This window comes from Runella sp., assembly GCF_965279615.1.
Lineage (GTDB): Bacteria > Bacteroidota > Bacteroidia > Cytophagales > Spirosomataceae > Runella.
This window is the reverse complement of record NZ_OZ257252.1, coordinates 2,939,057-2,963,068: the sequence shown is the minus strand read 5'-3', so window position 1 is coordinate 2,963,068 and position 24,012 is coordinate 2,939,057. Positions and strand designations below refer to the sequence as shown.

21 protein-coding genes are annotated in these 24,012 nt (G+C 42.0%); 17 read left to right on the top strand and 4 right to left on the bottom strand.

Annotated features, from left to right (window positions below):
- Positions 1-25 precede the first annotated feature (25 nt).
- From ACQY73_RS12675 to ACQY73_RS12665, 3 genes are all read left to right on the top strand, one after another.
- Positions 26-658 carry a class I SAM-dependent methyltransferase gene (locus ACQY73_RS12675; protein ID WP_428666379.1) on the top strand — a complete coding sequence of 211 codons (633 nt, stop codon included), beginning with the start codon at positions 26-28 and terminating at the stop codon, positions 656-658.
- A gap of 191 nt (positions 659-849) precedes the next feature.
- Positions 850-1,917, top strand: a complete 1,068-nt coding sequence (locus ACQY73_RS12670) for an ATP-grasp domain-containing protein (protein ID WP_428666376.1) — start codon at positions 850-852, stop codon at positions 1,915-1,917.
- A 78-nt stretch (positions 1,918-1,995) separates the two neighbouring features.
- Positions 1,996-3,093 carry a carboxylate-amine ligase gene (locus ACQY73_RS12665; RefSeq protein WP_428666373.1) on the top strand — a complete coding sequence of 366 codons (1,098 nt, stop codon included), beginning with the start codon at positions 1,996-1,998 and terminating at the stop codon, positions 3,091-3,093.
- A 71-nt stretch (positions 3,094-3,164) separates the two neighbouring features.
- Here ACQY73_RS12665 and ACQY73_RS12660 read toward each other — a convergent pair whose 3' ends face one another.
- Positions 3,165-4,187 (bottom strand): acyl-CoA reductase, encoded by a 1,023-nt coding sequence (locus tag ACQY73_RS12660; RefSeq protein WP_428666370.1) that lies wholly within the window; start codon positions 4,185-4,187, stop codon positions 3,165-3,167.
- A 133-nt stretch (positions 4,188-4,320) separates the two neighbouring features.
- Here ACQY73_RS12660 and ACQY73_RS12655 point away from each other — a divergent pair, with 133 nt between their 5' ends.
- The 8 genes from ACQY73_RS12655 (at position 4,321) to ACQY73_RS12620 (ending at position 15,061) form a co-directional block, all read left to right on the top strand.
- Positions 4,321-4,668, top strand: a complete 348-nt coding sequence (locus ACQY73_RS12655; RefSeq protein ID WP_428666367.1) for a 4Fe-4S dicluster domain-containing protein — start codon at positions 4,321-4,323, stop codon at positions 4,666-4,668.
- A 416-nt stretch (positions 4,669-5,084) separates the two neighbouring features.
- Complete coding sequence (locus ACQY73_RS12650; RefSeq protein WP_428666364.1) at positions 5,085-6,338, top strand: porin; 1,254 nt, start codon at positions 5,085-5,087, stop codon at positions 6,336-6,338.
- A gap of 121 nt (positions 6,339-6,459) precedes the next feature.
- A complete protein-coding gene (locus ACQY73_RS12645) occupies positions 6,460-7,782 on the top strand; it encodes an ammonium transporter (protein WP_428666361.1) in 1,323 nt (440 codons plus the stop codon).
- Positions 7,783-8,301: 519 nt separating this feature from the next.
- Positions 8,302-10,587 (top strand): DUF11 domain-containing protein, encoded by a 2,286-nt coding sequence (locus ACQY73_RS12640; RefSeq protein ID WP_428666359.1) that lies wholly within the window; start codon positions 8,302-8,304, stop codon positions 10,585-10,587.
- Between the two features lie 189 nt (positions 10,588-10,776).
- Positions 10,777-11,955, top strand: coding sequence for a helix-turn-helix domain-containing protein (locus tag ACQY73_RS12635; protein ID WP_428666356.1), 1,179 nt, complete (start codon positions 10,777-10,779; stop codon positions 11,953-11,955).
- Positions 11,956-12,067: 112 nt separating this feature from the next.
- Positions 12,068-13,060, top strand: coding sequence for a helix-turn-helix domain-containing protein (locus ACQY73_RS12630; RefSeq protein ID WP_428666353.1), 993 nt, complete (start codon positions 12,068-12,070; stop codon positions 13,058-13,060).
- Between the two features lie 45 nt (positions 13,061-13,105).
- The gene (locus ACQY73_RS12625) at positions 13,106-13,555 is read left to right on the top strand and encodes a helix-turn-helix domain-containing protein (RefSeq protein ID WP_428666350.1); all 450 of its coding nucleotides are present in this window, start codon (positions 13,106-13,108) and stop codon (positions 13,553-13,555) included.
- Between the two features lie 123 nt (positions 13,556-13,678).
- Positions 13,679-15,061 (top strand): L-serine ammonia-lyase, encoded by a 1,383-nt coding sequence (locus tag ACQY73_RS12620; protein ID WP_428666347.1) that lies wholly within the window; start codon positions 13,679-13,681, stop codon positions 15,059-15,061.
- 13 nt (positions 15,062-15,074) lie between these two features.
- Here the strand turns inward: ACQY73_RS12620 and ACQY73_RS12615 are convergent, their stop codons facing one another.
- Positions 15,075-16,508, bottom strand: a complete 1,434-nt coding sequence (locus ACQY73_RS12615; protein ID WP_428666344.1) for a hypothetical protein — start codon at positions 16,506-16,508, stop codon at positions 15,075-15,077.
- Positions 16,509-16,637: 129 nt separating this feature from the next.
- A complete protein-coding gene (gene guaA / locus ACQY73_RS12610) occupies positions 16,638-18,164 on the bottom strand; it encodes a glutamine-hydrolyzing GMP synthase (protein WP_428666341.1) in 1,527 nt (508 codons plus the stop codon).
- 93 nt (positions 18,165-18,257) lie between these two features.
- On the opposite strand from guaA, the gene ACQY73_RS12605 reads away from it, so the two are divergent.
- Both ACQY73_RS12605 and ACQY73_RS12600 read left to right on the top strand, forming a co-directional pair.
- Positions 18,258-18,818 (top strand): Uma2 family endonuclease, encoded by a 561-nt coding sequence (locus ACQY73_RS12605; protein ID WP_428666338.1) that lies wholly within the window; start codon positions 18,258-18,260, stop codon positions 18,816-18,818.
- A 460-nt stretch (positions 18,819-19,278) separates the two neighbouring features.
- Positions 19,279-19,695, top strand: a complete 417-nt coding sequence (locus ACQY73_RS12600) for a hypothetical protein (protein ID WP_428666335.1) — start codon at positions 19,279-19,281, stop codon at positions 19,693-19,695.
- A 43-nt stretch (positions 19,696-19,738) separates the two neighbouring features.
- Here ACQY73_RS12600 and ACQY73_RS12595 read toward each other — a convergent pair whose 3' ends face one another.
- Positions 19,739-20,890 (bottom strand): glycosyltransferase, encoded by a 1,152-nt coding sequence (locus ACQY73_RS12595; RefSeq protein ID WP_428666332.1) that lies wholly within the window; start codon positions 20,888-20,890, stop codon positions 19,739-19,741.
- An 84-nt stretch (positions 20,891-20,974) separates the two neighbouring features.
- Between ACQY73_RS12595 and ACQY73_RS12590 the strand changes: the two genes are divergently transcribed.
- From ACQY73_RS12590 to ACQY73_RS12575, 4 genes are all read left to right on the top strand, one after another.
- The gene (locus ACQY73_RS12590; protein ID WP_428666329.1) at positions 20,975-21,739 is read left to right on the top strand and encodes a DUF2490 domain-containing protein; all 765 of its coding nucleotides are present in this window, start codon (positions 20,975-20,977) and stop codon (positions 21,737-21,739) included.
- Positions 21,740-21,853: 114 nt separating this feature from the next.
- On the top strand, positions 21,854-22,411 hold the full coding sequence (locus tag ACQY73_RS12585) for a hypothetical protein (RefSeq protein WP_428666326.1): 558 nt from the start codon (positions 21,854-21,856) through the stop codon (positions 22,409-22,411).
- Between the two features lie 83 nt (positions 22,412-22,494).
- Positions 22,495-22,749 (top strand): hypothetical protein, encoded by a 255-nt coding sequence (locus ACQY73_RS12580; RefSeq protein ID WP_428666323.1) that lies wholly within the window; start codon positions 22,495-22,497, stop codon positions 22,747-22,749.
- A 98-nt stretch (positions 22,750-22,847) separates the two neighbouring features.
- On the top strand, positions 22,848-23,960 hold the full coding sequence (locus ACQY73_RS12575; protein WP_428666320.1) for a transporter: 1,113 nt from the start codon (positions 22,848-22,850) through the stop codon (positions 23,958-23,960).
- Positions 23,961-24,012 lie beyond the last annotated feature (52 nt).

Genomic DNA, 24,012 nt, shown 5'->3' with positions numbered 1-24,012 from the left:
GAAAATAAGTAAAATCAAACCTGTAATGAACCGATTGATGCAAGGGTATGAATTTCTTCGTCGGACGAAGCATGCGTACCATAATTACTTTACTGTAAAAGCATTATCCAAAACCACTGATTTTAACTTTACGACCAATTATATTGCCGGTAATGTTGAAAATTGGTCGCATTGGTTTGCAGAATACAGGGAAAAACCGGCAGTCAAATTTTTGGAGGTAGGCTCTTTTGAAGGACGTTCAACGATATGGTTTTTAGAAAATATTCTAACCAATCCAACCTCAACGATCACGTGTGTAGATGTTTTTTGGGGAGATGGACGAGAAGCTCGTTTTGACCATAATCTCAAACGTTTTGCCAAGCAAGTGATCAAATACAAAGGGCCTTCGGAAAGTGTATTACAAACATTGGAAAAAGAACTTTATGATATTATTTACATTGATGGTTCGCATCAAAGCCTGAATGTGTTGATGGATGCCCATTTGTGTTGGAAAATACTGAAAACCAATGGGTTGCTATTGTTTGATGACTATCTTTGGGAACTGAAAAAGCCGTCGGTGGAGCGTCCGCAATTGGCCATTGACCTATTTTTAGAAGCGTATCAACACAAGCTTACCATAATTCATAAAGGGTATCAGGTATTGGTACAAAAATTGTAAAAAACAGAATTGTTATTCACATAAAAACATATTTTACCATCCTTTATTATCGGATAAAACTAAATTCGAAGAGTTGGCAAGCACAAATCCAATCGTACCGACCGGTATTGAAAATGGCCAAAAATCATAACCAATAACACAAATAGTCATCTAACACACACTAACCGTACCGGCACTCCGGTTATTTAATTATGAAAAAAATAGGAATTCTTCACGGAATGGAAAATACATTCCCACAGGCTTTTGTTGAACGCGTGAATCAGTTGGATGGTAAAAATATTGTGGCAGAACCTGTTCTGATCGATCGGGTAATACAGGGCGAAGCCACCGATTATGCGGTTATCATCGACCGTATTTCCCAAGATGTTCCTTTTTACCGCGCTTTTCTCAAAAACGCGGCTATTTGCGGAACGGCCGTGATCAACAACCCTTTTTGGTGGAGCGCCGATGAGAAATTTTTCAACAACGCCTTGGCCGTAAAATTGGGCGTACCGGTTCCAAATACGATTTTAATGCCTTCAAAAGAGCGCCCGACCGATACGTCGGATACTTCTTTCAGAAACCTGAAAATGCCGATGGCATGGGGTGAAATGTTTGAGTACGTGGGTTTTCCCGCTTATATGAAGCCGCACGCCGGGGGAGGTTGGAAAAGTGTTTATAAAATACACGACATGGAAGATCTGTGGAACAAACATGCCGAAACAGAGCAGTTGGTGATGATGTTGCAAAGCGAAGTGACGTTTGAAGATTACTATCGTTGTTATTGTTTGGGCGGGAAGTACGTGCATATCATGCCATATGAGCCGCGCAATCCGCATCACCTGCGCTATGCTACTCAGCCCAAAACGACCGGGGAGGCCCATAAAAAATTGATCGCAACGATCACCGATTACGTATTGCGCCTTAACCATGCGCTTGGGTATGATTTTAACACGGTAGAGTTTGCCGTTCACGATGGCATTCCGTACGCGATTGATTTCTGCAACCCGGCACCTGATGCGGATATTCATTCGGTGGGGCAGGAAAATTTTGACTGGATCGTGGAAAACGCCGCAAAAATGGCCATTGAAAAAGCGCAGGCGCACCAAGAAGGAAAAACAAACCTTACTTGGGGGACTTTTGTACGTGATGCTGCTTTGGGTTTGCCGCTTTCGAATATGACCAATGAAGCGGCCGCACCAACCGAAGAAAAACCAAAAAAGGCCGCGCCCAAAAAGAAAGAAGAAGAACCGGCTAAAAAAGCTCCTAAGAAAAAATAAGTTTACTGTTTGTTGTTCATTTTAAGGCCGTTGGCTTTTAGAACGAACAACAAACGGCTTATTGTAAACTACTCTGATATGCAAACTTTCACACTCGGAATTGAGGAAGAATTCCAAACAATAGACCCTGAAACCCGTAGACTCCGTTCCCACATGTCGAAGATCGTTGAAGATGGTAAGATCATCCTCAAGGAACGAGTAACGGCCGAAATGCACCAATCGGTTGTGGAAGTGGGAACCAATATTTGTACCAATATTCAGGAAGCCCGTCAGGAGGTAACGTATCTGCGGAAAATGATCATTGATTTGGCGGCGCAGCAAAACCTTAAAATTGCGGCGGCCGGCACGCACCCTTTCTCCGATTGGCAGGACGAGCTGATCACGCCCAATCCGCGCTACGACAAACTCATTGATGAAATGCGTGATGTAGCCCGGGGTAATTTGATCTTTGGGTTGCACGTCCATATCGGCATTCCCGACCGCGACACCGGTATCAAGCTGATCAATTCATTGACCTACTTTTTGCCCCACATCTATGCCCTTTCGACCAATTCTCCCTTTTGGTGCGGTCGTAATACCGGTTTTAAATCGTATCGCTCCAAAGTGTTTGATAAGTTTCCACGGACAGGAATTCCCGAATATTTTGAAACGGCGCACGATTACGATGATTATATAAATCTGCTCGTCAAAACAGGTTGTATAGACAACGGCAAAAAGATATGGTGGGATCTTCGTCTGCATCCTTTCTATAATACGATCGAATTCCGGGTCTGTGATATTCCGATGCGGGCCGATGAAACCGTCTGCCTGGCGGCGCTCATGCAGGCGCTGGTTGTGAAGATTTATAAGTTGATGAGCAAAAATTTGAATTTCCAGCATTATCGCAAAATACTTATTAACGAGAACAAGTGGCGCGCCGCCCGTTACGGAATTCATGGAAAACTTATTGACTTTGGGCGTAAGGAAGAAGTACCTTATTATAACTTGGCTCAGGAGTTACTTGAATTTGTAGACGATGTGCTTGATGATCTTGGCAGTCGGAAGGAAGTGGAATACATTCACAAAATTTTGGAAATGGGAACCGGCGCCGACCGCCAACTGGCCGTATGGGAAGCTACCCAGGACTTTAATCAGGTAGTTGATTATATTGTTCAGGAAACCGCCTACGGATTATAGCATTCAGCAGTAAGTGATTTTCGGTCATTCTGTTTTCGCTCAAAATGAGTAAAACAGAATGACCGAAAAATTTATAAGCCGGTTAAAAACGCCATCGTATCTACTCCATCGGCGTAATCAAACAGCGTTGGCTTCTGTGCATCGCCCAATGGAAGGCTGGAAGGGTAATGGCCATCCTTTGAAACAATGCATTGAATTTTTTCCGAAGATGCTTCCAATTTTGAGGTTAGATCAGCGACACTTTCATAATATTCAAAAAATAACACCGAAATAGGAGATACCAAAGCGTCGGTTTCACGCAGAATCAAAAAACCATTGTCAAGATGCGGCTCGCGGTTGACCAAATAAATGGATTTATTGTATTCATAATTATTGAAATACTTGTGGTGGTTTCGAAAAACATCCAATTGCGACTCAATAGATTCATAAAAACTCGAAAAATCATACCCTTTTGGCACAAATACTTTGGAAACATTGCGGCATCCCAATCCAAAATAGGAAAAAACATCCCGCCCAAGTGCTTCCAGCTCGTCATTTGTTTCTTCTCCTGTAAGAATTCCCACTGAAGTACGATTGCGACGAATAAGGTGAGGTTTCTTAGAAAAATAATATTCAAAATAGCGAGCCGTATTGTCACTGCCTGTGGCAATGTAGGCATCGGCGGCATTTAAGCGTTCGACGAGTGTAATTCGTTGAGCGAGAGTAGGTTCTATTTGAATCAGTTTTTCAATCAGAAATAGCATCAGAACACGGTCATCATTACTGAGTTTGGCCAATAGATGGTGACCGCTGATAAGAACACTTAACAGATCATGAAAACCAACGGCCGGAATATTCCCTGCCATGACTACACCAACTTTTTTGGAAACGAAATCAGGATGAGCGGATTGCACCTGATAATTGCCTACCCAAGTCTTTAATTTTTCTTCGCTTAAGTATTCTTCCTTAATGGCATTCAGCGCTTTAGTGACAAACTCAGGAGTAAACCAATGATTCTGTAAATACGCTTTAAAGGCGATCTCTTCCACCACGTTGGGAGTGAGCATTTTACCCAGCTCAACAAAGGGCGCTATGTGTTTGGTGCTGTTATCCATTGAAATATTTATGGGAAAAGTACAAAAAATCAAAGATTTATGATTTTTATGACCCAACCGAAACTTTAAATAGTTAAATTTGTTTTTTGATTACAAGTGCAAATATCCCAAAACTAAACGATACAGTGCAATTATGGCAATCATGATTACTGACGAATGCATCAACTGCGGTGCATGTGAGCCAGAATGTCCGAATACTGCAATATACGAAGGTGGCGTAGAATGGACATACGCAGGTGGCACTCATTTGGAAGAAATAGATTACGGTGACGGTACCGTGGTCGATGCCAAAGTAAAACAAACGCCCGTTTCAAATGAATTTTATTACATTGTTACTGATAAGTGTACTGAATGTATGGGTTTTCATGAGGAGCCACAGTGTGCCGCCGTTTGTCCCGTAGATTGCTGTGTTCCGGATCCGGAAAATGTAGAAGACGAAGACACATTGCTTGCTAAAAAAGCATGGATGCACGGTGAATAATTCCCTAACGTCTTAAAAATAAGAAGAAAAATACTTCTTTCAGAAGCCCCTGAGATTTCTCAGGGGCTTTTTTTGTGCCCTTACAAACCCATATAATCTACTTATTCTAAGGGTTTTTTATAGTTTTGACTATTGATAAAATATGAATATTCGAATGTTTTGTTTATATAAATGATAAGTTGTAAAAGAATAATATTTTGAAATTATTTAATAATACAGAATAAAATTAAAAATTGTATTTTTTACATAAATAATTAAATTTATCATGAAATACAAGTAGAAAATTACAAAAAGATTAAATTTTTATGAAAAAATACTTAAAAACAGAACCAAAAATTTGGATTTTTATAAAAATAAGACAAAGTTTGTATCGGAAAACAAAACCACATATTGCCCACCTTAAACAAAATAATATTATGAAAAAATTCAATTTACTTGTTTTATGTTTGTTTGGAACCTTTTTGGCTTTTCCTAAGGGGAACGCTGAAGGAAAGACAGATGGTAAAAAAGAAGAAACTAAAACTGAAAGTAAAACTGAAGCTAAGGCAGAGGGAAAAAAAGAAGACGGCGAAGAGAAAAAGGGAACATTCACTTTTTCAGGATATGCTGACTCATATTATATTGGAAACTTCAACAAACCGGCTTCCCGCAAAAATTTGGGAGCAACCAACGCCCGTGCATTTGATCAGAAATCCGGACAGTTCTCGTTAGGTTTGATTCAAACCAAAATGCAATACAGCAACGAGAAATCAGATGTTGTGATTGATTTGACGTTCGGGCCAAACGCAGACCTTGGAAACTATGGTAACGTATTGGGTGCATTGGGAAGTAACACCAACACGGCATTGGCAATCAAGCAGGCGTATTTTAACTGGAAAGCTTCAAGCAAATTTACGTTGACTGCCGGTCAGTTTGGTACTCACATCGGTTATGAAGTAATTGATGCTCCCGTAAACTTCAACTATTCACTGTCAAACCTTTTCAATAACGGTCCTTTCTATCATATCGGGGTAAAAGGTACTTATGCTTTCTCAGATAAAGTATCATTAATGTTGGGGCTTGTAAACAATGTTGATAATTTGAATGATAACAACCGCAAAAAAGGACTTATCTCTCAATTGTTCATTAACCCTGCAAAAGGTTGGAATGTTTATTTGAACTTTATCAACAGCAACGAAGCCAACGCAGACGACAAAGGCAATACTCCTGACGCGTTTTATCGTGTATTTGACCTCACTACTTCTTTGCAGGCAACTGACAAACTTTTATTGGGACTGAACGCAGCGTATGGCGCACAGAAAGGTGAATATCAGGGCGTACCGGGTCCTTCAAGTTCAAAGACATGGGGTGGTGCAGCAGGTTATTTAAGCTATGCCGCCAGCGATCTATTCAGCATCGGAGCCCGTTATGAGTTTTTTGACAACAGCAGTGGTGTTCGTTCGCTTCTTAACAAAAAAGGATTGGGAACCAACGTAAACTCAGTAACACTTACAGGTAACTTTACATTGGCAGATGGTCACCTCTTAATTAAGCCTGAATTCCGTTTGGATGCCTACGAAAAAGTGGCAGGTGCTGCAGAAACTAAAAATCAGCAGTTTGAAGATTCTAACGGTGACTTTACTAAAAGCTCACAATCAACGTTTGGATTGGCTTTCATTTATAAGTTCTAATACTACTCGTCGGTACAGTGTAATAGGTAGTCAGCCTTGATTGTTTGCCAATCGGCTGACTACCCGCTACTAATTCCTACTACTTAATAAAACGTACAACCAAAACCAGTCAAGTATCTTTATGAAAAATTACATCCCACTCGTAATTTTGTTGGGCGTGGCCCTTTTGGGGATTCTGATGCCTGCCATCCCTACCCAAATTGTGACTGAAGGCCTAAACTCCGGTGACATCGCCTGGATGCTCGTCGCTACGGCTTTCGTATTGTTAATGACTCCCGGCTTGGCGTACTTCTACGGAGGTATGGTAAACCACAAAAACGTAATTTCGACCATGTTGCAAAGTTTTATTGCCATGGGTGTTATCAGTATTGTGTGGGTGGTTGTTGGATTCAGTCTTGCTTTCGGAGATTCTATCGGTGGCTGGGTTGGAAATCCAATGACGTTCTTCATGTTCAAAGGTGTATTGGATGGCAAACCTTGGTCATTGGCTCCTACCATTCCTTTGGCGTTGTTTGCGTTTTTCCAATTGAAATTTGCCGTTATTACGCCTGCGCTCGTTACAGGTTCTTTGGCCGAGCGTATCAAGTTCCGCTCTTACATTCTTTTTATGGTGCTTTTCAGCATTTTCGTTTATGCACCTTTAGCTCACTGGACTTGGCACCCTGACGGTTTCCTTTTCAAATTAGGCGTATTGGATTTTGCAGGTGGTACGGTTGTTCACATGTCTGCGGGTTGGGCTGCTTTGGCAGGTGCTTTGTACCTGAAACGTCGTCGTGCACACGTTGAGGCTAACTTCTTACCTCCGGCCAACATTCCTTATGTATTGTTAGGTACAGGTTTACTTTGGTTCGGATGGTTTGGTTTCAACGCCGGTTCGGCGGTAGGCTCAGGTCCGTTGGCCGTATCTGCATTGGCCGCTACAAATACAGCAGCAGCAGCAGCAGGTTTAGCATGGGTTCTTTTCGACAATGCTAAAGGTAAAAAACCGTCAGCGTTAGGCTTTTCGATCGGTGCGGTAGTAGGTTTGGTAGCGATTACGCCGGCTTGCGGTTTTGTAACTATTCCTCAGTCGATCTTTATCGGTGCTATTTCTTCAATGGTATCCAACTACCTGGCTCACCTTCGTACCAAAACTACCTTGGACGACACCCTTGACGTATTCCCTTGCCACGGTGTAGGTGGTATGATGGGTATGTTAATGACCGGTATCTTTGCTTCTAAAGGTGTTAATGCCGCTGTTGTAGACGAAGGTTTGGCATACGGTACATTCACATTGTTCAAAAACCACCTGATCGCTTTGGTATTGGTTTCGGTATTTGCTTTTGTAATGTCTTACATTATTTTGAAAGTAACTGACCTGATTGAGCCGCTTCGCGTATCGGAAGAAGACGAAAAAGTTGGTTTGGATATCAGCCAACACGACGAATTTTTAGTTGAAGCTTAATTTATTCTTTATTCATCAGTTCATTTTGACATGATAAATAAATAAAACAAAGTATACCAATAAGACCACAGAGGGTTAGCCCTATTGACTGTGGTTTTGTTGTACTCGTTGAAGCTGCCGGCTCTGCTGGCAGCTTCATTTTTTTTATGACTTTTTGCCTGAAAGTTTGATCTGCATTCCTAAAAGTTTTTGCATAAATATCCCTTTTTATCCGGCATTATACCCTTTATAGCTTCAAAAAAAACAATTTTTTTGGCTTTTTTTCCTATTGGTTCATTTGGCATTCCAAAAGGTTTCATTCTCTTTAACTTATAAATTTCGGCTGAAATATTGATGAGGAGTAGTTGAAAACGAACCCAAAATACGGTGGCGTTCTTTAGCTCATTTTAACTCAAATAAATATTTATGCTCACGTTCTACAAAAATTCCCGCCCATTTGGAATAATGGTCATTTTATTCCTACTCGCCATCTTAAAGAGTTCAGCGCAACAGCAAACTCTTGAAAACAATCAACTATGTATGGACCCTATTGCAGGAAGGGGTGCTTACATTAATGGTACCAATACAGGTCTGTGTGTTAGCTGTACTGCTGCAAGTGGTGCCAACATTATAGACGGCAATTTAACCAATTTCGCAACCCTTACTACCGGGATCGGGGTCTTAGGGGGAGGTTCAGGAGTTTCGGTTAAAGATTCATTGCAATATTATCCTGCCGGAAATGTAGCAGGGTTTGTGGTGAAATATAACGGCGGTTTATTGAGTGCTGCTGTGCTTAACCAAATCGAAATCCGTACGTACCGCAACGGAGTTCTACAGGAAACGGCCGTATTTAACAGCGGTAGCGGGCTTTTAAGTGCTAACGTGTTGAACAATGATGGCGGAAAACAAATTTTGAAATTTACAACCACCAAAAACTTTGATGAAGTTCAACTCTATGCTCCAAGTGCCTTAACCGCTCTTAGCTCCATTGATGTCTATTATGCCTTTGAAGGCCCTGCCAATTGCGCAACCGATTGTGTAAATGCGTTAACGGGCAGCGAAGTAGGCACGCCTGCAACCGGTAGTATTTCTCTTGCAGTTCAGCTGCCTCCTTTACCTCCTATTCCTATCCCTTGTGTAGCTATAGGTACAGTTATTAGTAACGAAGCCCGGGTAACGGACAGCGACTCTGCCAATTTTGCCACTATCAATATCATAGCAGGATTATCCTGTGCCTTTTATATTGATGTACCAATGGCAAGTACAATTTCAAATAACCCATTTGTAGGGTTTGCGGTTAGTAATGCAGGCGGTTTACTCAATACAACCGTCTTGGGTGATGTACAGGTACAAACATACATGGGGACAACATTGCAAAATACATTTAGTGGAGCATCTCTGATCAGTGCAGGGGTATTAAACAGTTCAACGACATTGACCCAAATAGGTGGAAAAGCTACTCTGCCTTTCAATAAAGTAAGAATAAGAGCCGGAAGCTTAGCTTCGTTGGCGTATGTTTTACGTGTTTATTATGCTTTCACCAAAACTGATACAGATAATGACGGTGTATATGACTGCATGGACAAATGCGCCGGTGACGATTTATTGGATACCGACGGGGATGGTATTCCTAATCTTTGTGATGACAATATGGCTGATTTGGCCATCACAAAAACGGTAGATGCAGACAGCGTAGCGGCCGGTACAGATGTTACTTTTACCATCACCGTAACCCGTCAGGCAGATGCAACGGGCTTCGAAGCACCTACCGGAGTGAAAATTAAAGACCTGCTTCCGACCGGACTTACCTATGTCAGTCATGTGGAGCCAACCGGAACGTTCTATAACCAAACTACGGGAATCTGGAACGTGGGAAGTGCCCTCAGTGGACCTACCACCAGCTTGGCGCTGACGATTACGGCAAGTGCAGATTCTACCGGTGTTTTATCCAATATTGCGCAGGTTCAGTCAATGAATGAAGGTGATCCGGACTCAACACCGGGAAATGGCACAACGGGCACCGGAGGCAGTGAAGATGATATAGCGAGTGCGTGCGTTTCGGTACCTATATTCTTATGTCCGGGATCATCATTGGTAGTAGCGGCACCGTCAGGCGCTACGGGATATCAATGGTATCGCAATGGAGCTATTATTGCGGGTGCGACTGATTCGACCTATACGGTCACACAATCCGGTAGCTATACGTTTACGAGTTCGGTAGTAGGTGCGTGCCTTTCGGGTAACTGTTGTCCGGTAGTGGTTATTTACCGAGTATTGGTAGCTGATGCAGGTACTGATCCGGCACCGGTTTGCGCAGGCACAACAGTTGCTTTAACGGGTAGTGGAGCAGGAGCAGGTGGCAGCTATCTGTGGAGCACCGGCGCAACAACCGCTTCTATCTCGGTTGCGCCAACCATAACGACGACCTATATTCTGACTGTTACTTCCGTTGATGGTTGTGTTGATAAAGATACTGTAGTAGTGACAGTAAATCCGAAACCATTGATAGGTTCAGTAATAGCTGTTTGTAACAATGCCGGAACCACCGACAATGCTGCTGACGATACCTTTACGTTTGCCTTAAATCCGGGCGGAGGCAGCAATACAACATATACTGTAAGCGGAATAACACCAACAGGGCCATTTAATTACGGAGCACCTCAGAATTTCGGTCCGTTCTTAGCAAGTGCCGGTAATAAAGTTATTACTATTACGGATGCCAATACCTGTACCACAACCGTGACCGTTGTAGCTCCTGTGGGCGGATGTTCAAACTGTTCTCCTACACCGGTCTGCGTACCTGTAACGGTAAGAAAGCTTCAATAATCCTAAAAAATATTTCTATGCGATAAAAAAAAGTCGAGAAATTTGTGTTAAAAAAATAGCCTTCTATACCAAGAAGGCTATTTTTTTTATCCCAATAAAATTATTTTCTTTGTAATGAAATCTAAAAGTGCTCATATTGTCGTATATAGTATTAAGCATCCTTATGTCATTCACTAATCATCCGTACTGATGATTTATAGCTTACAACTCAGTCTCGTTTTTCTTGGTTTAGTTATTACGGTTATGTGTATCAGAGCAAACCAAGGCGTTCATTTACGCTATTTGGGCGCTTTTTTTATGATTATTACCGCTACTGAATTATTACAGTTAAAAACAGCCGGTCTACAGCAGAGTGCGTCTTTCCTCTTGGTTTTTCCTGAAACCTTAGCGTTGCTTATTCCGCCTGCGGTTGTTTGTTATTTACGGTCTTCATTAGGCTTTAAAGACCATATCTATTCAAAGTGGTTATTGATTCCGGCCTTTCTTTATTTAAAAACATTCTCTTATTTGTATGTTGGAGGGGTGATCTCCGGCAATAATTTTACAAATAGTACATTTTACGCGTGTGTTTCGGCAGAGGTAGGCATTTATAATGCTTTTGTTGGTTTATTCCTTTTTCACTTTTTATCAAAAGCGTATGCCAACCTGACCCGCTCCATTCATCCAATTACGGCTGTTTGGTTGAAAAGTATTGTAGGATTTTTGTTGTTTCACTCATTAATGGTCACTTCCAAGACAGGAATTCGCTTTTTTTACGGAGAAGATTCCAGCCAATACGTAGCGTATGAGTGGTTTTGGCTGACCGGATTAGTCGTTTGGTCATTGGGCATAATTTTTTTAATGGTCAAATACCCTTTTGTGCTGAAAACGTTTGTTCCAAATGTTCAGGTTTCTTATTGGGTGGAGGAAGAACAGGAAATTGTGCATGAAAGCAGAGAAAATTTTGAAGTCATAGTGGAAACTGAAGACCATTATGAACAGATTTCCTCTAAGAAGGACATGCCCATCGATCTCAGGATAAAGTATGTAGAGAAGATCCGTTATGAGTTGGAAGTAAGAGAGGTATTTCTTGATTCTAAGCTTACTCTCAGCAGTTTAGCTAAAAAAGTTGGCATCAGTTCTCACCAACTTTCCTATATAATTAACAGTGAATGGAAAATGAATTTTAATGAGTTTGTTAATTCGTACAGGATTACTAAAGCCCGGAATCTTTTAAAAGACATACACTTTCAAACTGCTACCATCTTTGCCATTGGAATTGATTCCGGTTTTAACTCGGAATCATCCTTCTATACTGCATTCAAAAAAGCGACGGGATATTCCCCAAAACGTTATAGAGAGACATTAAAATTGACTTCAGAATTATAATTTTGAAGTGTTTTGGCAAAAAAAGTACTTTTATTTGTTCAACACATATTTACCCGACTTTGATCTGATTAATTAATTGCAGGAATTAATTATTAAAATCTTATTCCAAATTATGGAGATCAAATTAAGTCTTAAACCATCTAAATATTGGATGGCAGAAGTCGCAGAACAGTTTGGCACTGAAGCAGAGTCTCCCACTGAATTTTATCATACAGAAGGAAATTCGTTTATTAAACTTAACGCAATGCTCTTTGACAGAGAAGTCTCTGTACTGTTGGGAGAATTGTGCTGGTATAAACCGCTTAATACTGTAAAAGAAGCACAGAATACAAACGACTATTGGACATTAACGTTCGTACAATCGGAGGATGCGCATACGTATTATTTGTTGGACAATAAAACCAAACAAAAAACGCAGACGCACAAATCGACCGTATTGTATAGTTCTAAAATGGCGATAGACACGCATTGGCCTATTGGAAAACGTTCTCGATTTGTGGCTATCAGCTTCCATCGTGAGTGGCTCTATGATAAACTTGGGATCAGCGTGGATAATCTTAACAATTATTCGCCGTTTATTAATCTGCTGACTTCTGAAGTGGGAGTTTACTTACAGGGAGTTTCATTTTTTGAGCAGTCGATATCATTGGATAAACTTTTTGAAGGCAGTTCTTCATTTACCTGGAAGCTGTTGGCGCAGGCGCAGTGCTATAAGCTGATCGCTGATTTTATTTCTCAGATAGGACGCAACGATTCAGAAATGCATTTGAACAGAATCAACCAAAACGATTTGAAGCAAATTGAAGAAATTGAAAGCCGGTATTTTATAGTTAATAAACCATTGCCTAACTTGGAGTTTTTAGCGAGTGAGGCCAACATGAGCCTGTCAAAATTTAAAAAATGCTTTAAACAGGTATATGGATTGCCTCCTTATGAATACCACCTCAACCAAAAACTGGAAGTAGCTAAAAATCAGCTCCTGCAAAACAAATGGACCGTGTCAGAAATAGCATCAAATTTGGGATACACAAGCGCCGCTAATTTTGACAAAGCGTTCAAGAAAAAGTTTATGGTGAGTCCAACACGAATGCTCAAGGAAATTTAAAATAACTTAATATCCACTTCTTTCTTCTACATTAACAATTATTATATGGTTTGGGTAATGATTCAAAGGTTCGAAGACCTTCAAGCAGACGAAAAAAATCTTCGCAGGCTCACAGGATTGAGAAAAAATGAGTTTAAAACACTCTACAATCCTTTCCATGAAGTATGGCAGTCTTACTTCTCAGAGTACACTTTTGACGGAAGCCCCCGCTTAAGACGTCAGATTTCCACTCGGAAGAACAGTCTCTTTGGAGATACACAGGATGCCTTACTTTTTGTTCTTATCTATTTAAGAGGAGGAGTTCCTCAAGAACAGCTGGCGGCCAGCTTTGGCATGGACCAGCCCAAAGTCAGTAAATATCTTTCGCTTACTCAACGGATATTGCAAAAGGCGATTGAAAAAAATCCCAGCATTATTTCGAGACGTAAGCAGAAGAAATTGTGGGAGGCTATTTCTGCCAGAACGAGTGGTCAGTTAGTAGAAGAAGTTTACTGATTGAACCGAATACCGACCGAATCGTAGGTTATTTTACCTTCTCTTAATTTATTGCGCGATAGTGTTCAAGAATAGCTATTTTTGAATACTGTCGCGCATTTTTATTGTTAAAATAATCCGTTTATGCCTTCCAAAAACGCAATTACCACTTCATTATTTGATCTTTTTAAGGTAGGTCCCGGGCCATCCAGTTCGCATACCATAGGGCCAATGAAAGCTGCGTATCTTTTTTTACAACAACTTTCACACTTGCCTGCCGAACAGGCTCAACGAGGCAAAACCATCCAAATCAACCTATACGGTTCTTTAAGTGCTACCGGTAAAGGTCACGGTACCGACCGCGCCATTGTAGGCGGCCTTTTGGGCTGGCAACCTCATACCTGCGATCCCAAACAATTGAGTGGGCTCATGAAAAAGAAGGGTGATGCGTATGAAATACATTTTCAGGGAGTAAAGGTGACCGTTTCTGAAAACAGTATTTTGTACCATAAAGGAAAAACATCATTTCCGCATCCTAATACCATGATTTTGAGACTATTGGATGAGGCAGGGGAAACACTCTATGAAGGGGAGTTTTATTCGGTAGGCGGGGGCTTTATTCAACAAAAAGGGTTTGAACCGGAAGGTACAACGCATCGCCTTCCTGCCTATCCTTATTCAACCATGGAGGAATTGCAGGAGCATTTGCGTAACAATAAACTTACGTTATCGCAACTCATGATTGAAAATGAGAAAGCGTTAACGGGTCTTTCTGAGAAAGAAATCCTGCGAAAAATAGACCAAATATTAGATTTTATGCACAAAGCCGTCAAGCGCGGTGTACGTGCCAAAGGCATTTTGCCGGGAAATATCCGCCTTCAGCGCAAAGCTCCTTTGCTGTACGAGCGCGCCAAGCAACATGCTTCCACTACCGACAGTTTCCTGATCTTTTTGAATGCATATTGCTTAGCAGCTTCGGAAGAAAATGCGGCCGGTAATATTGTCGTAACCGCTCCTACCTCAGGAGCTTCGGGGGTATTTCCGGGGTTGACTTATTTGATGAAATATCATTTTCACTATTCTCCCCAAAAAATGCGCGACGGGATGCTGGCGGGGGGCGCTATTGGTTTTTTAGTGAAACACAATGCCAGTATTTCGGGTGCTGAAATGGGCTGCATGGGTGAGATCGGCACGGCGTCGGCGATGGGCGCCGCTATGCTCATATATGCGGCAGGTGGAACGATTGAGCAGGTAGAAGCGGCAGCCGAGATCGGCATTGAGCATCACCTCGGAATGACCTGTGACCCCATCGGTGGCTATGTGCAAATTCCGTGCATTGAGCGCAATGCCATGGGAGCGGCCAAGGCCTACAATGCCTATCTTTTAGCGATAACTATTGATCCCGGGATGCAAAAAATCTCCTTCGACAGCGTAATCAAAGTGATGAGAGCTACCGGGAGGGATATGTCGAAAAAATACAAGGAAACCTCAGAAGCAGGCTTGGCATTGAGTGTGACCGAATGTTAGTTCAATGTGCCAACTATTGAGTAACTGCCTGTGGCTGATTAAGTTGATAAATACCTTTCCATTCGGTAGAATGGTACCGCTTACCCAACTCCGGAAGGCGCTTGAATAAACGAGGCATTAAATTTTCTTTATCAATAACGTAGGTAGGAGGGTCCGCTTTAAAATTGTCAAAAATACTGATGACACTTTCGTAGCTGTCTAAGTTCTCAAAATCGTAACGGGCCAACTCCCAATTGATATAAGCGGTAGCGGGAAAATTGTCGCGGTACTCGCCTTCATCTTCTCCAATGACAAGTATTTTTTGGCGAAGTATAACAGGCGGCAAAGCTTTACTTTTGATTTTCAGGTTATCCAAACGGGCCGAGCTGGTGAGAGAAATCGGATGATTGAGAAAAGATGCCTGATACCGAAAAAACAAAGTGGTCATAAAAACAACCAGAAACAGCACTTCCGCCAGCCATCTGCGCTGTATAAGCATAAAAAAATTGACCGAAAAAAAAGCCACCGGCGGAATGAAAATAATGAACTGCATCGGCGCAATGAATGGCATAAGCCCAATGGAAATAAAAGCAACGATGACCCATAATCCCATGATTTGCTGGCAACGTCCCTGATAATTGATAAATCGGGGATAGCGAATGGTTTGCAAAAAGCCCAGTCCACCTACCAAAAAAATACCTCCCATGGTTCCGATGACACCTAAAAAATCCTGAAGATTATAGCGGCGAGTGCGAAAGGCAGAGGTAAGCAGATTTTGACTAAGTTCATCAAGTGCTCCGCGAAAAAAGAAAAACAGTGCGGTGAGGGCAATGGGGAAAATATACCCAAATAATGCCAATGTATGTTGCCTGAAATTGGCTCCTGAATACAAGAGCATAGAAAAAAAAGCCCACAGTAAAAAAAGCCCCATAGGCAGATAAAACAGCGTAGCTACGCTCAGGTAAAAGCCCAGTTCAAACACTTCATCGGTAACACCTTCCCGTTGCATTTGGCGAATGAGGGTACCAAACGCCAACAAAATAAAGGTGGTTGCCATTAAAACGGGAGATAATATACTGCAATCAAAAGACACGTTGATAAAAAGCAGGTACAACACTCCGGGAACGTAATTACGCTCGGTAAACAACTGGCGTTGACTGGAGAGATAATTAAAATAAACAGCCTGAAAGAGAATCAGGACGTTAGCTATGCTTCGATGGGCAATGGGCGAACGGCCGAAAAGCTCGTCAATACCCCAATACGCCGCAGCCGATAATGGACTGAGATTATCCCATACATCGCGGTAAAGCATAAACCCTTGGCCCATTTTCTCGCCTACCAGCATCCATTGGAGTTCAGAGACCAATAGATCGGGCGCATTGATATAAAATGGAAATTGAAGCATCACCAAAATAATGATGAGACTCAAAATCTGATAAGGAGCATTGACTCTGAAAAAACTTAGCATCCTTTGAAGGAGGTTAATTGTTAACCGTTATTTGTTAATCGCGATTCGTACAGTGTATTACGGCAATTAACTTAAAAACAATTAACAAATATCCATTAACGGTTCACAATTAACCGGCACATCCGCGCCCTATTCCCACTCAATGGTAGCCGGCGGTTTTGACGAAATATCGTACACCACGCGGTTAACACCCTTGACACGATTAATGATCTCGTTGGAAACATCAGCCAAAAAATCGTAGGGTAAATGTGCCCAGTCAGCCGTCATTCCGTCTACTGAGGTGACCGCTCGCAAGGCTACCACGCGTTCGTAAGTACGTTCGTCGCCCATTACACCCACGCTTTGGATGGGGAGTAACATCGCGCCTGCCTGCCATACCTGATCGTATAATCCGCGATTTTTTAAGCCATTGATAAAGATAGCATCCACATCCTGCAAAATCGCTACTTTTTCGGCCGTAATATCGCCCAGAATCCGAATAGCAAGGCCCGGTCCGGGAAAAGGGTGACGTTTTAAGATGGCTTCCGGAAGTTTTAAGCTACGCCCAACGGCCCTGACTTCGTCTTTGAAAAGGGTATTGAGCGGCTCTACGATCTTCAATTTCATAAAATCCGGCAAACCTCCCACATTATGGTGTGACTTGATGGTAGCAGATGGACCTTTGACCGAAACCGATTCGATAACATCCGGGTAAATAGTGCCTTGGCCTAACCATTTTACATCTTCGATGAGGTGTGCTTCCTGATCAAAAATATCAATAAACGCTCTGCCGATGGCTTTGCGTTTGGCTTCGGGATCAGTAAGTCCTGACAGGACGCCATAAAAATGTGCTTTAGCATCTACCCCTTTGATATTCAGGCCCATATCCTGATACGAGTGCAACACATTTTCGTACTCGTCTTTGCGCAATAAGCCATTATCAACAAAAATACAATACAGATTTTTGCCGATGGCATGGTGCACCAAGGACGCTGCGACGGTTGAGTCGACGCCACCCGAAAGGGCCATCACAACTTTATCATCACCAAGCCGGGTTTTAAGTTCATTGATCGTACTTTCCACAAACGATGCGGCAGTCCAATCTTGCGAGCACCCACAAATATCAACAACAAAATTTTTCAGGATGCTTTTTCCTTCTACCGAATGCGTTACCTCGGGGTGAAACTGAATTCCGTAGGTTTGTTCACCCTGTATATGAAAAGCCGCTACTTTGACAGAATCGGTCTCACCGATGATCTGAAAAGAGTCAGGAACGGAAACAATAGTATCTCCGTGTGACATCCAAACTTGGGTAGTCGCTGAAACAGAATCCAACAAGGTAGAATGAGAATGATGCGTAAGCATAGCCCTGCCGTATTCGCGGTGCTTGGAGGCTTTGACTTCTCCACCGAGGGTGTGGGCGAGCATTTGGGCGCCGTAGCAAACACCCAACAAAGGCACTTTGCCTCTGAATAAGCTTAGATCTACCCGTGGTGAGCCTTCATCGCGCACTGAATAAGGACTTCCGGAAAGGATAACTCCCTTAATATCAGGCGTAATTTCGGGGATTTTATTAAAAGGATGGATCTCGCAGTAAATATTCAGTTCGCGGACGCGTCGAGCGATGAGTTGGGTAAATTGCGAACCGAAATCAAGAATCAGAATTTGTTCGGACATAGACTTGTTTCTAAGGTGCAAAGGTAAAAAAAAGGATGTACAATGCCTTATCGGTTGATATTTCTTTGTATTTTCGCTAAAAATAGACCTGTTATGGTGCCTGCAATCTCATCCGCTTTTACCTCTGAGGAATACCTTGCCTTTGAACGGGCAAGCCAGCATCGGCATGAATTCATTTATAATACCCTTATTGAAATGGCCGGAGCTACTAAAATCCATAATTATATTACCACAGCGTTATTAGGTTTACTTTGGAATTTACTGCGAGGAACTGATTTTGAATTATTTGGCAGTGATATGCGGGTTTTCAATCCTCAGAACGGCAGTTATTTTTATCCGGATATTGTGGTCAGCGATGGTGATGCTCAGACGGTAGAAAATGATAATTTAATTAATCCAATTTTGGTGATCGAAGTAGCCTCTCCTTCAACGGCCGTATTTGATAAAACGGACAAATTTATTGCCTATCGCAGCATTGAAACCCTGAAAGAATACATCTTGGTTTCGACAGAATTGCCTCAAATAGAGATATTTCGTAAAAACGACAAAGGCGAATGGAGCGTAGAAACAGTGCATGGATTAGACAAAACGGCTAACTTTTCTTCGGTTAACGTCTCGATTTTGTTGAAGGATGTCTTTGAAAAAGTCTTTTGATCAATCTCAGAATATAATAAATAAATCACATAAACTGTTTGGAATATCGAAATCAGCGTTTTCAGGTGGTCTTTTCAGGTTTTTTACTAAATCATCTCACCGTAACCATCGGCTGTTTTCAATTGATTCTATCAAAAGATTTAATGCAATTACTTCACATTCTTCGATTTTTTCGTTCGTTGAGAGATGTTTAACTTTGACTCGGCCTGTGGCGCTATACACCCAAATACAGAATACGCAAAGCAGGATTGACGCAATGATCATTGGAGAGGACTTCTTCATTCAGTGCTACTTATTTAGATCAAGAGTTAAAGTAATAATTTCCCTAAATAATTTGATTACTGTCAAAATTAAGCATCTAAAAGAAATTTGTCAGGCAGCTAATTTTAATTCTATGGCAATTGACTCCTGCAAAAATCCACAAAAGCTGTTAATTTTGAGGTTTAAGTACCTTCAAAATATGAAAAAGGATATTTCATTTACCCCTGTTACGGGCATTTATGTCACCATAGCCCGGCGTATCAATGAACTCAATGAGCCCGAATGGCACGTTTATTTGATCAACCGCAATGAAACGGCCATTACCAACGTATTTGTGACCTCGAAAGGCTATTCCGGAGATGATGCCAAAAAGAAAGAAGAGCAACAGCGTACTTCAACACTGCGGCATTATTTTACCGAAATAGAATCGGGGAAATCTGTTATCATTGAACCTATCATGCCCGATGTATTTCATTTAAATAATGAGTATTGGGTGAGTTATTACGTTGGAAGTCAGATTTTTGATAAAAAATTCATTTTTGTTCCCGATACTATCGTGGACGAAAATCTGGTTGATATTGAAGAATTAGGCCTACAGGGAGTGTTGCATGAATAAAATAGACATACCTGTTTTTTCACTCATTTAAACTTGCATTATATTATTTGTGCTTCGAAATTTTGGCAAATTCCTTCGCCAGATTGGTGGCTACTATGTTAATATCATACAATTCTTCCACCATTTTTCGGGCGTTTTGGCGAAGGGTATCTCGGTAGGCAGGCTGTTGCAGTAATTGTATCAAGCCTTTATGTACTCCTTCTACCGTAAGCGAAACTTCACAGGCGGCGTTATATTGGGCTACGGTTCCATCGAAGCCAATGCGTTCGGAAACCAACGCCGGTACGCCCGCCGTCATGGCTTCTAAAGCCGCGATCGAAAAACCTTCGGAATAGGAGGGGAGCGCAAAAATATCGGCATCGGCCAAAGCCGCCTTTTTGGTTTCGCCCGTCAACATTCCGACCATTATCATCTTGTCCTGCAATTGATTTTCTTCGATAAATCGTTCGGTTTGACCCTGATACCCATCATCAGGGCCTGCCAGAACGAGTAAGGCATCGGTATGTTGCTCCGTATATTTTTTAAACGCCGGCAGCAATAGGTCCAAGCCTTTTTTGATGTTGAGCCGCCCCATAAACAGTACCAACTTTTTATCCTCGGGCAGATTGAATTGTTTCCTGAAAGTGCCTTTTGCCGGAAGATCGGCTAATTCATCCAATTGCATTCCGTTGGGAATAATAGTCACGTTGGGATGTTGAAAGCCCAAATATTGACTGAGGTCATTCAGCTCATCGCGGTTATTGATCTGAATAAGATCAGCACGTTTTAAGAAGCGTTTCTGAAACAAAAATGAAAAAGCTTTCTTCTTCCAATACCCATGATTGAGTGCCCATTTATCCAACAGGCCGTGGATCGTGACCGCTTTGGGCGTATTATTTTTAAATAAAAAAGGCGCTACACTCCCAAAATGCCAAATGCCGTGGCAATGTACAATGTCGTATTCGTGAATGTGTTTTTTGAGAAAATTCCAGGCTTCCAACGAAAATTCAGGAAAAAAGCGGCTGATAGGTTGTGTGCGCTCACAGACAATGACGCGAGCGCCTTCAGGAGCGGGATAAATCTTGTCGCCCGGAGAGGCGGGACTTAATATATCTACCTGATGTCCCTGTTTTAAAACGACCGTAGTATGGTCATAGATAATTCGGGCCGGACCGCCTATTGCCCACGTGTAAGCGCAAATATTTAATATTCTCATGGCGCAAAGATACGAAACCAATGATTTTTTGGCATAGTCTTTGAACAGTCAATTAACAGGCCCTTATATATACCATTCAGTTCAATGCGCTCCATATTATTTATTTTCGCTGCTTTTTTGACGCAACATCTGTTTGCTCAAACTGTAAATTTGTATGGAATTTCTCCGAGTTATTCTCAACTGGGTAAGATCTCAAAGAAATGGAGCTATAATTTAAATGCAACGTCGGTCATCAATTTGGTAGACCAAACCATCGAAGCTAAAAAATTTCCTGCCGGGCATACGCATATGATCCTGCAGGCAATGTCGATCTATCAGGTGAATAAAAAATTGTCGGTTGGCGGAGGCTATGCTTTTGGTCGCCATAATATTTTCGGGTTGCGGGAAAATGAGAACCGGCTTATTGCTCAAGTTTCATATCAACACAAATTAGGCAATTTCGTCATTACGCACCGTGGGCGCTTCGAATGGCGGCAACCCATTAATTTACAGACACATATAGCCTCTCAGGCCAGTATTGGCCGGTATCAGTTTTGGGTAACATATCCATTGTATGATACGAGCAAGAAGAAAACGGGATTTTACCTGACGGCATCCAACGAAGCATTTTTATACTTTAAAGGAGCAACCAACGGGCCTGTCAGTTCACGCAACGGTTCGCTGCTTTCGGAAGATTGGATGCATATCGGAGGAGGGTACAATGCCGGCAAGACACGTGTTGAAATGGGCTATTGTTTTCAATCCCTTGTTCGAAACAAAGCCCAGGATTACCGATTTTTTAACTTGCTCCAACTCAACATTTACCATACTGTCAACTGGGATGATGTACAATATTGGTGGTATATGTAGCTTAATTGTCATAATTTTTTGATAAGCCGGACGATTTTCGGCACGAAACTTGCCCGATATTTAGTAGATTTATATACATTTGCAGTATCTTTGGATACAATATAATTATTCTGATTGAAAAAGCTAACCGCCATCGGCCTACTTTTACTGCTGCTCTACAATATGTTTGGGCTGACGGTAGCGGTATTGTTCTTTGAGGACGGTTACCAAACAGCATCGCCGATTACGAACGATGATGAGTGGCAGACGGTAAAAATGCATTTGCCCACCCTTCCTTATAATACTGCATGGGAGAATCCCGAGGGGCAAGATGGATTGATTCGACAGGGGAATGATTTTTACAACATTATGCATCAGCGCCATGAGAATGATACGCTGTACGTGACCCTAAAATCTAACCAACACGCCCGCGACCGCTTTTTTGAGTTGGCTTCCATGATTCAGGAAATTACGGACCAAACGGCAGATTCGCCTGAAAATGGGTTGAATAAGGCGGTCAAATTATTGAGTGATCTATTAAAAGTATATCTTCCGAATTCATCCGCACAATGGCCTGATCGTTCGAATGAGTTGACAACAAATCTGTCTTCTCCGTCTACGTTTGCCACTCCAAACCAAGAACTTCTGCAATCAATTCAGATGCTTCATTCTCCGCCTCCTGAACGGGGTTAGTTCATTTTTTCGTCAGGATTCAATTGTCATTACGGCAACTGTCATTCCGACATGAATTAATTGACTAATCTAACGGAGATAAAATGAAAATGGTGTTGTTTGCGGTATCAATGACCGCATTGCTTACATGCAGTGATACGTCTGTCGAACAGGAAATGTCTGCTACTTTGGGCTATTCCAATGAATGCGGCCTTTCTGAAAAAGCCAATTGCCAAGCACATTCAGGTAAAGTGTCAGTAAAAGACATTCCCCCTGTAGGTTGTGCTATTCCACTCGGGCAAGTGGCTGAAATGATAGAAAAGAACGCTCACTCGGCACAAAAGCAGCAGGATCAATAATTGATCCGACACTATTTACAACTCTTCCGGGATTAGGTACAACAGCTATCGGCTGTAATTAAAACAATCATTGTTATAACCTAATACCAACATTCCTTATGAAACGTATATTCTACACGTTATTCTCTTTGCTGTGTGTTATCGAAAGTTATTCTCAAGGCTGCGTGGCGGTTCGTCACATGAGTTGTGCAGCTACCAACTCGCTGTCATCGGCAGAATATTTTAAACAAAAGAACGGCCAGTGGCAGGTCAGCATGGGCTATCGCTACTTTCGGTCACACCGCCACTTTGTAGGCGATGTAGAACAAACACAACGGGCGGAAGCACAAACCGAAGTAGTCAATCTTTCACATGCCCTTGATTTGGGGATCAGTTACCAGCCAAATGCCCGGCTGTCATTCGGAATTAACTTACCGATTCAATACAACGACCGTTCTTCATTGTATGAACACTACGGTAATCCTGCCGCAGGTTCAGGAGTTGATCCTGCTGCGAACCGTTTTCACACGTACTCACAGGGCATAGGCGATATGCGTCTTTCGGTAACGTACTGGATGCGTAACCCTTACAAACTGCCAAAATTCAATTTTGCATTGGGTTTAGGAGTTAAATTACCCACCGGTAAGTATGACGCAACGGACAATTTTCATAAGTTAGACAAAGAAAAGCACGATTATCTGATCAATAAACCTGTTGACCAATCCATTCAATTAGGTGACGGAGGCGTAGGTTATAGCTTAGAAACGCAGGGCTATTGGCAAATCGCGAAGAAAACGACCCTCTATTTTAATGGATTTTATTTATTCAATCCTAAAGAAACCAATGGTGTTGTGCGTAGTCCGGAAGCAACCACAATCGACTTGGTAACCGGAACATTCTCCGTAGCAGATCAATTTGCAGGACGCTTTGGTTTTAGTCAATCCATTGGCAAAGGACTTTCCCTTATGTTGGGTGGTCGTTTGGAAGGAGTGCCTGCCATTGATGTTTTCGGAGGCAGCAAAGGATTCCGTCGCCCGGGATACATTGTTTCCGTTGAGCCGGGCATTGCGTATATGAAAGGTAAATTTTCGGCAGCAGCTACAGTTCCCTATGCATTATATCGCAACCGTACCCGCAGCTACGCAGACCGCCTTGATCCATTGGGAGTAAAACACGGAGACGCTGCTTTTGCCGATTATTTAGTGTCAGTTAATATAAGTCGTTGGTTTTAAAAATGCATGAAACGGCGTTTTCAGTAAGTTTTGTGAATTTAATTTATCAACA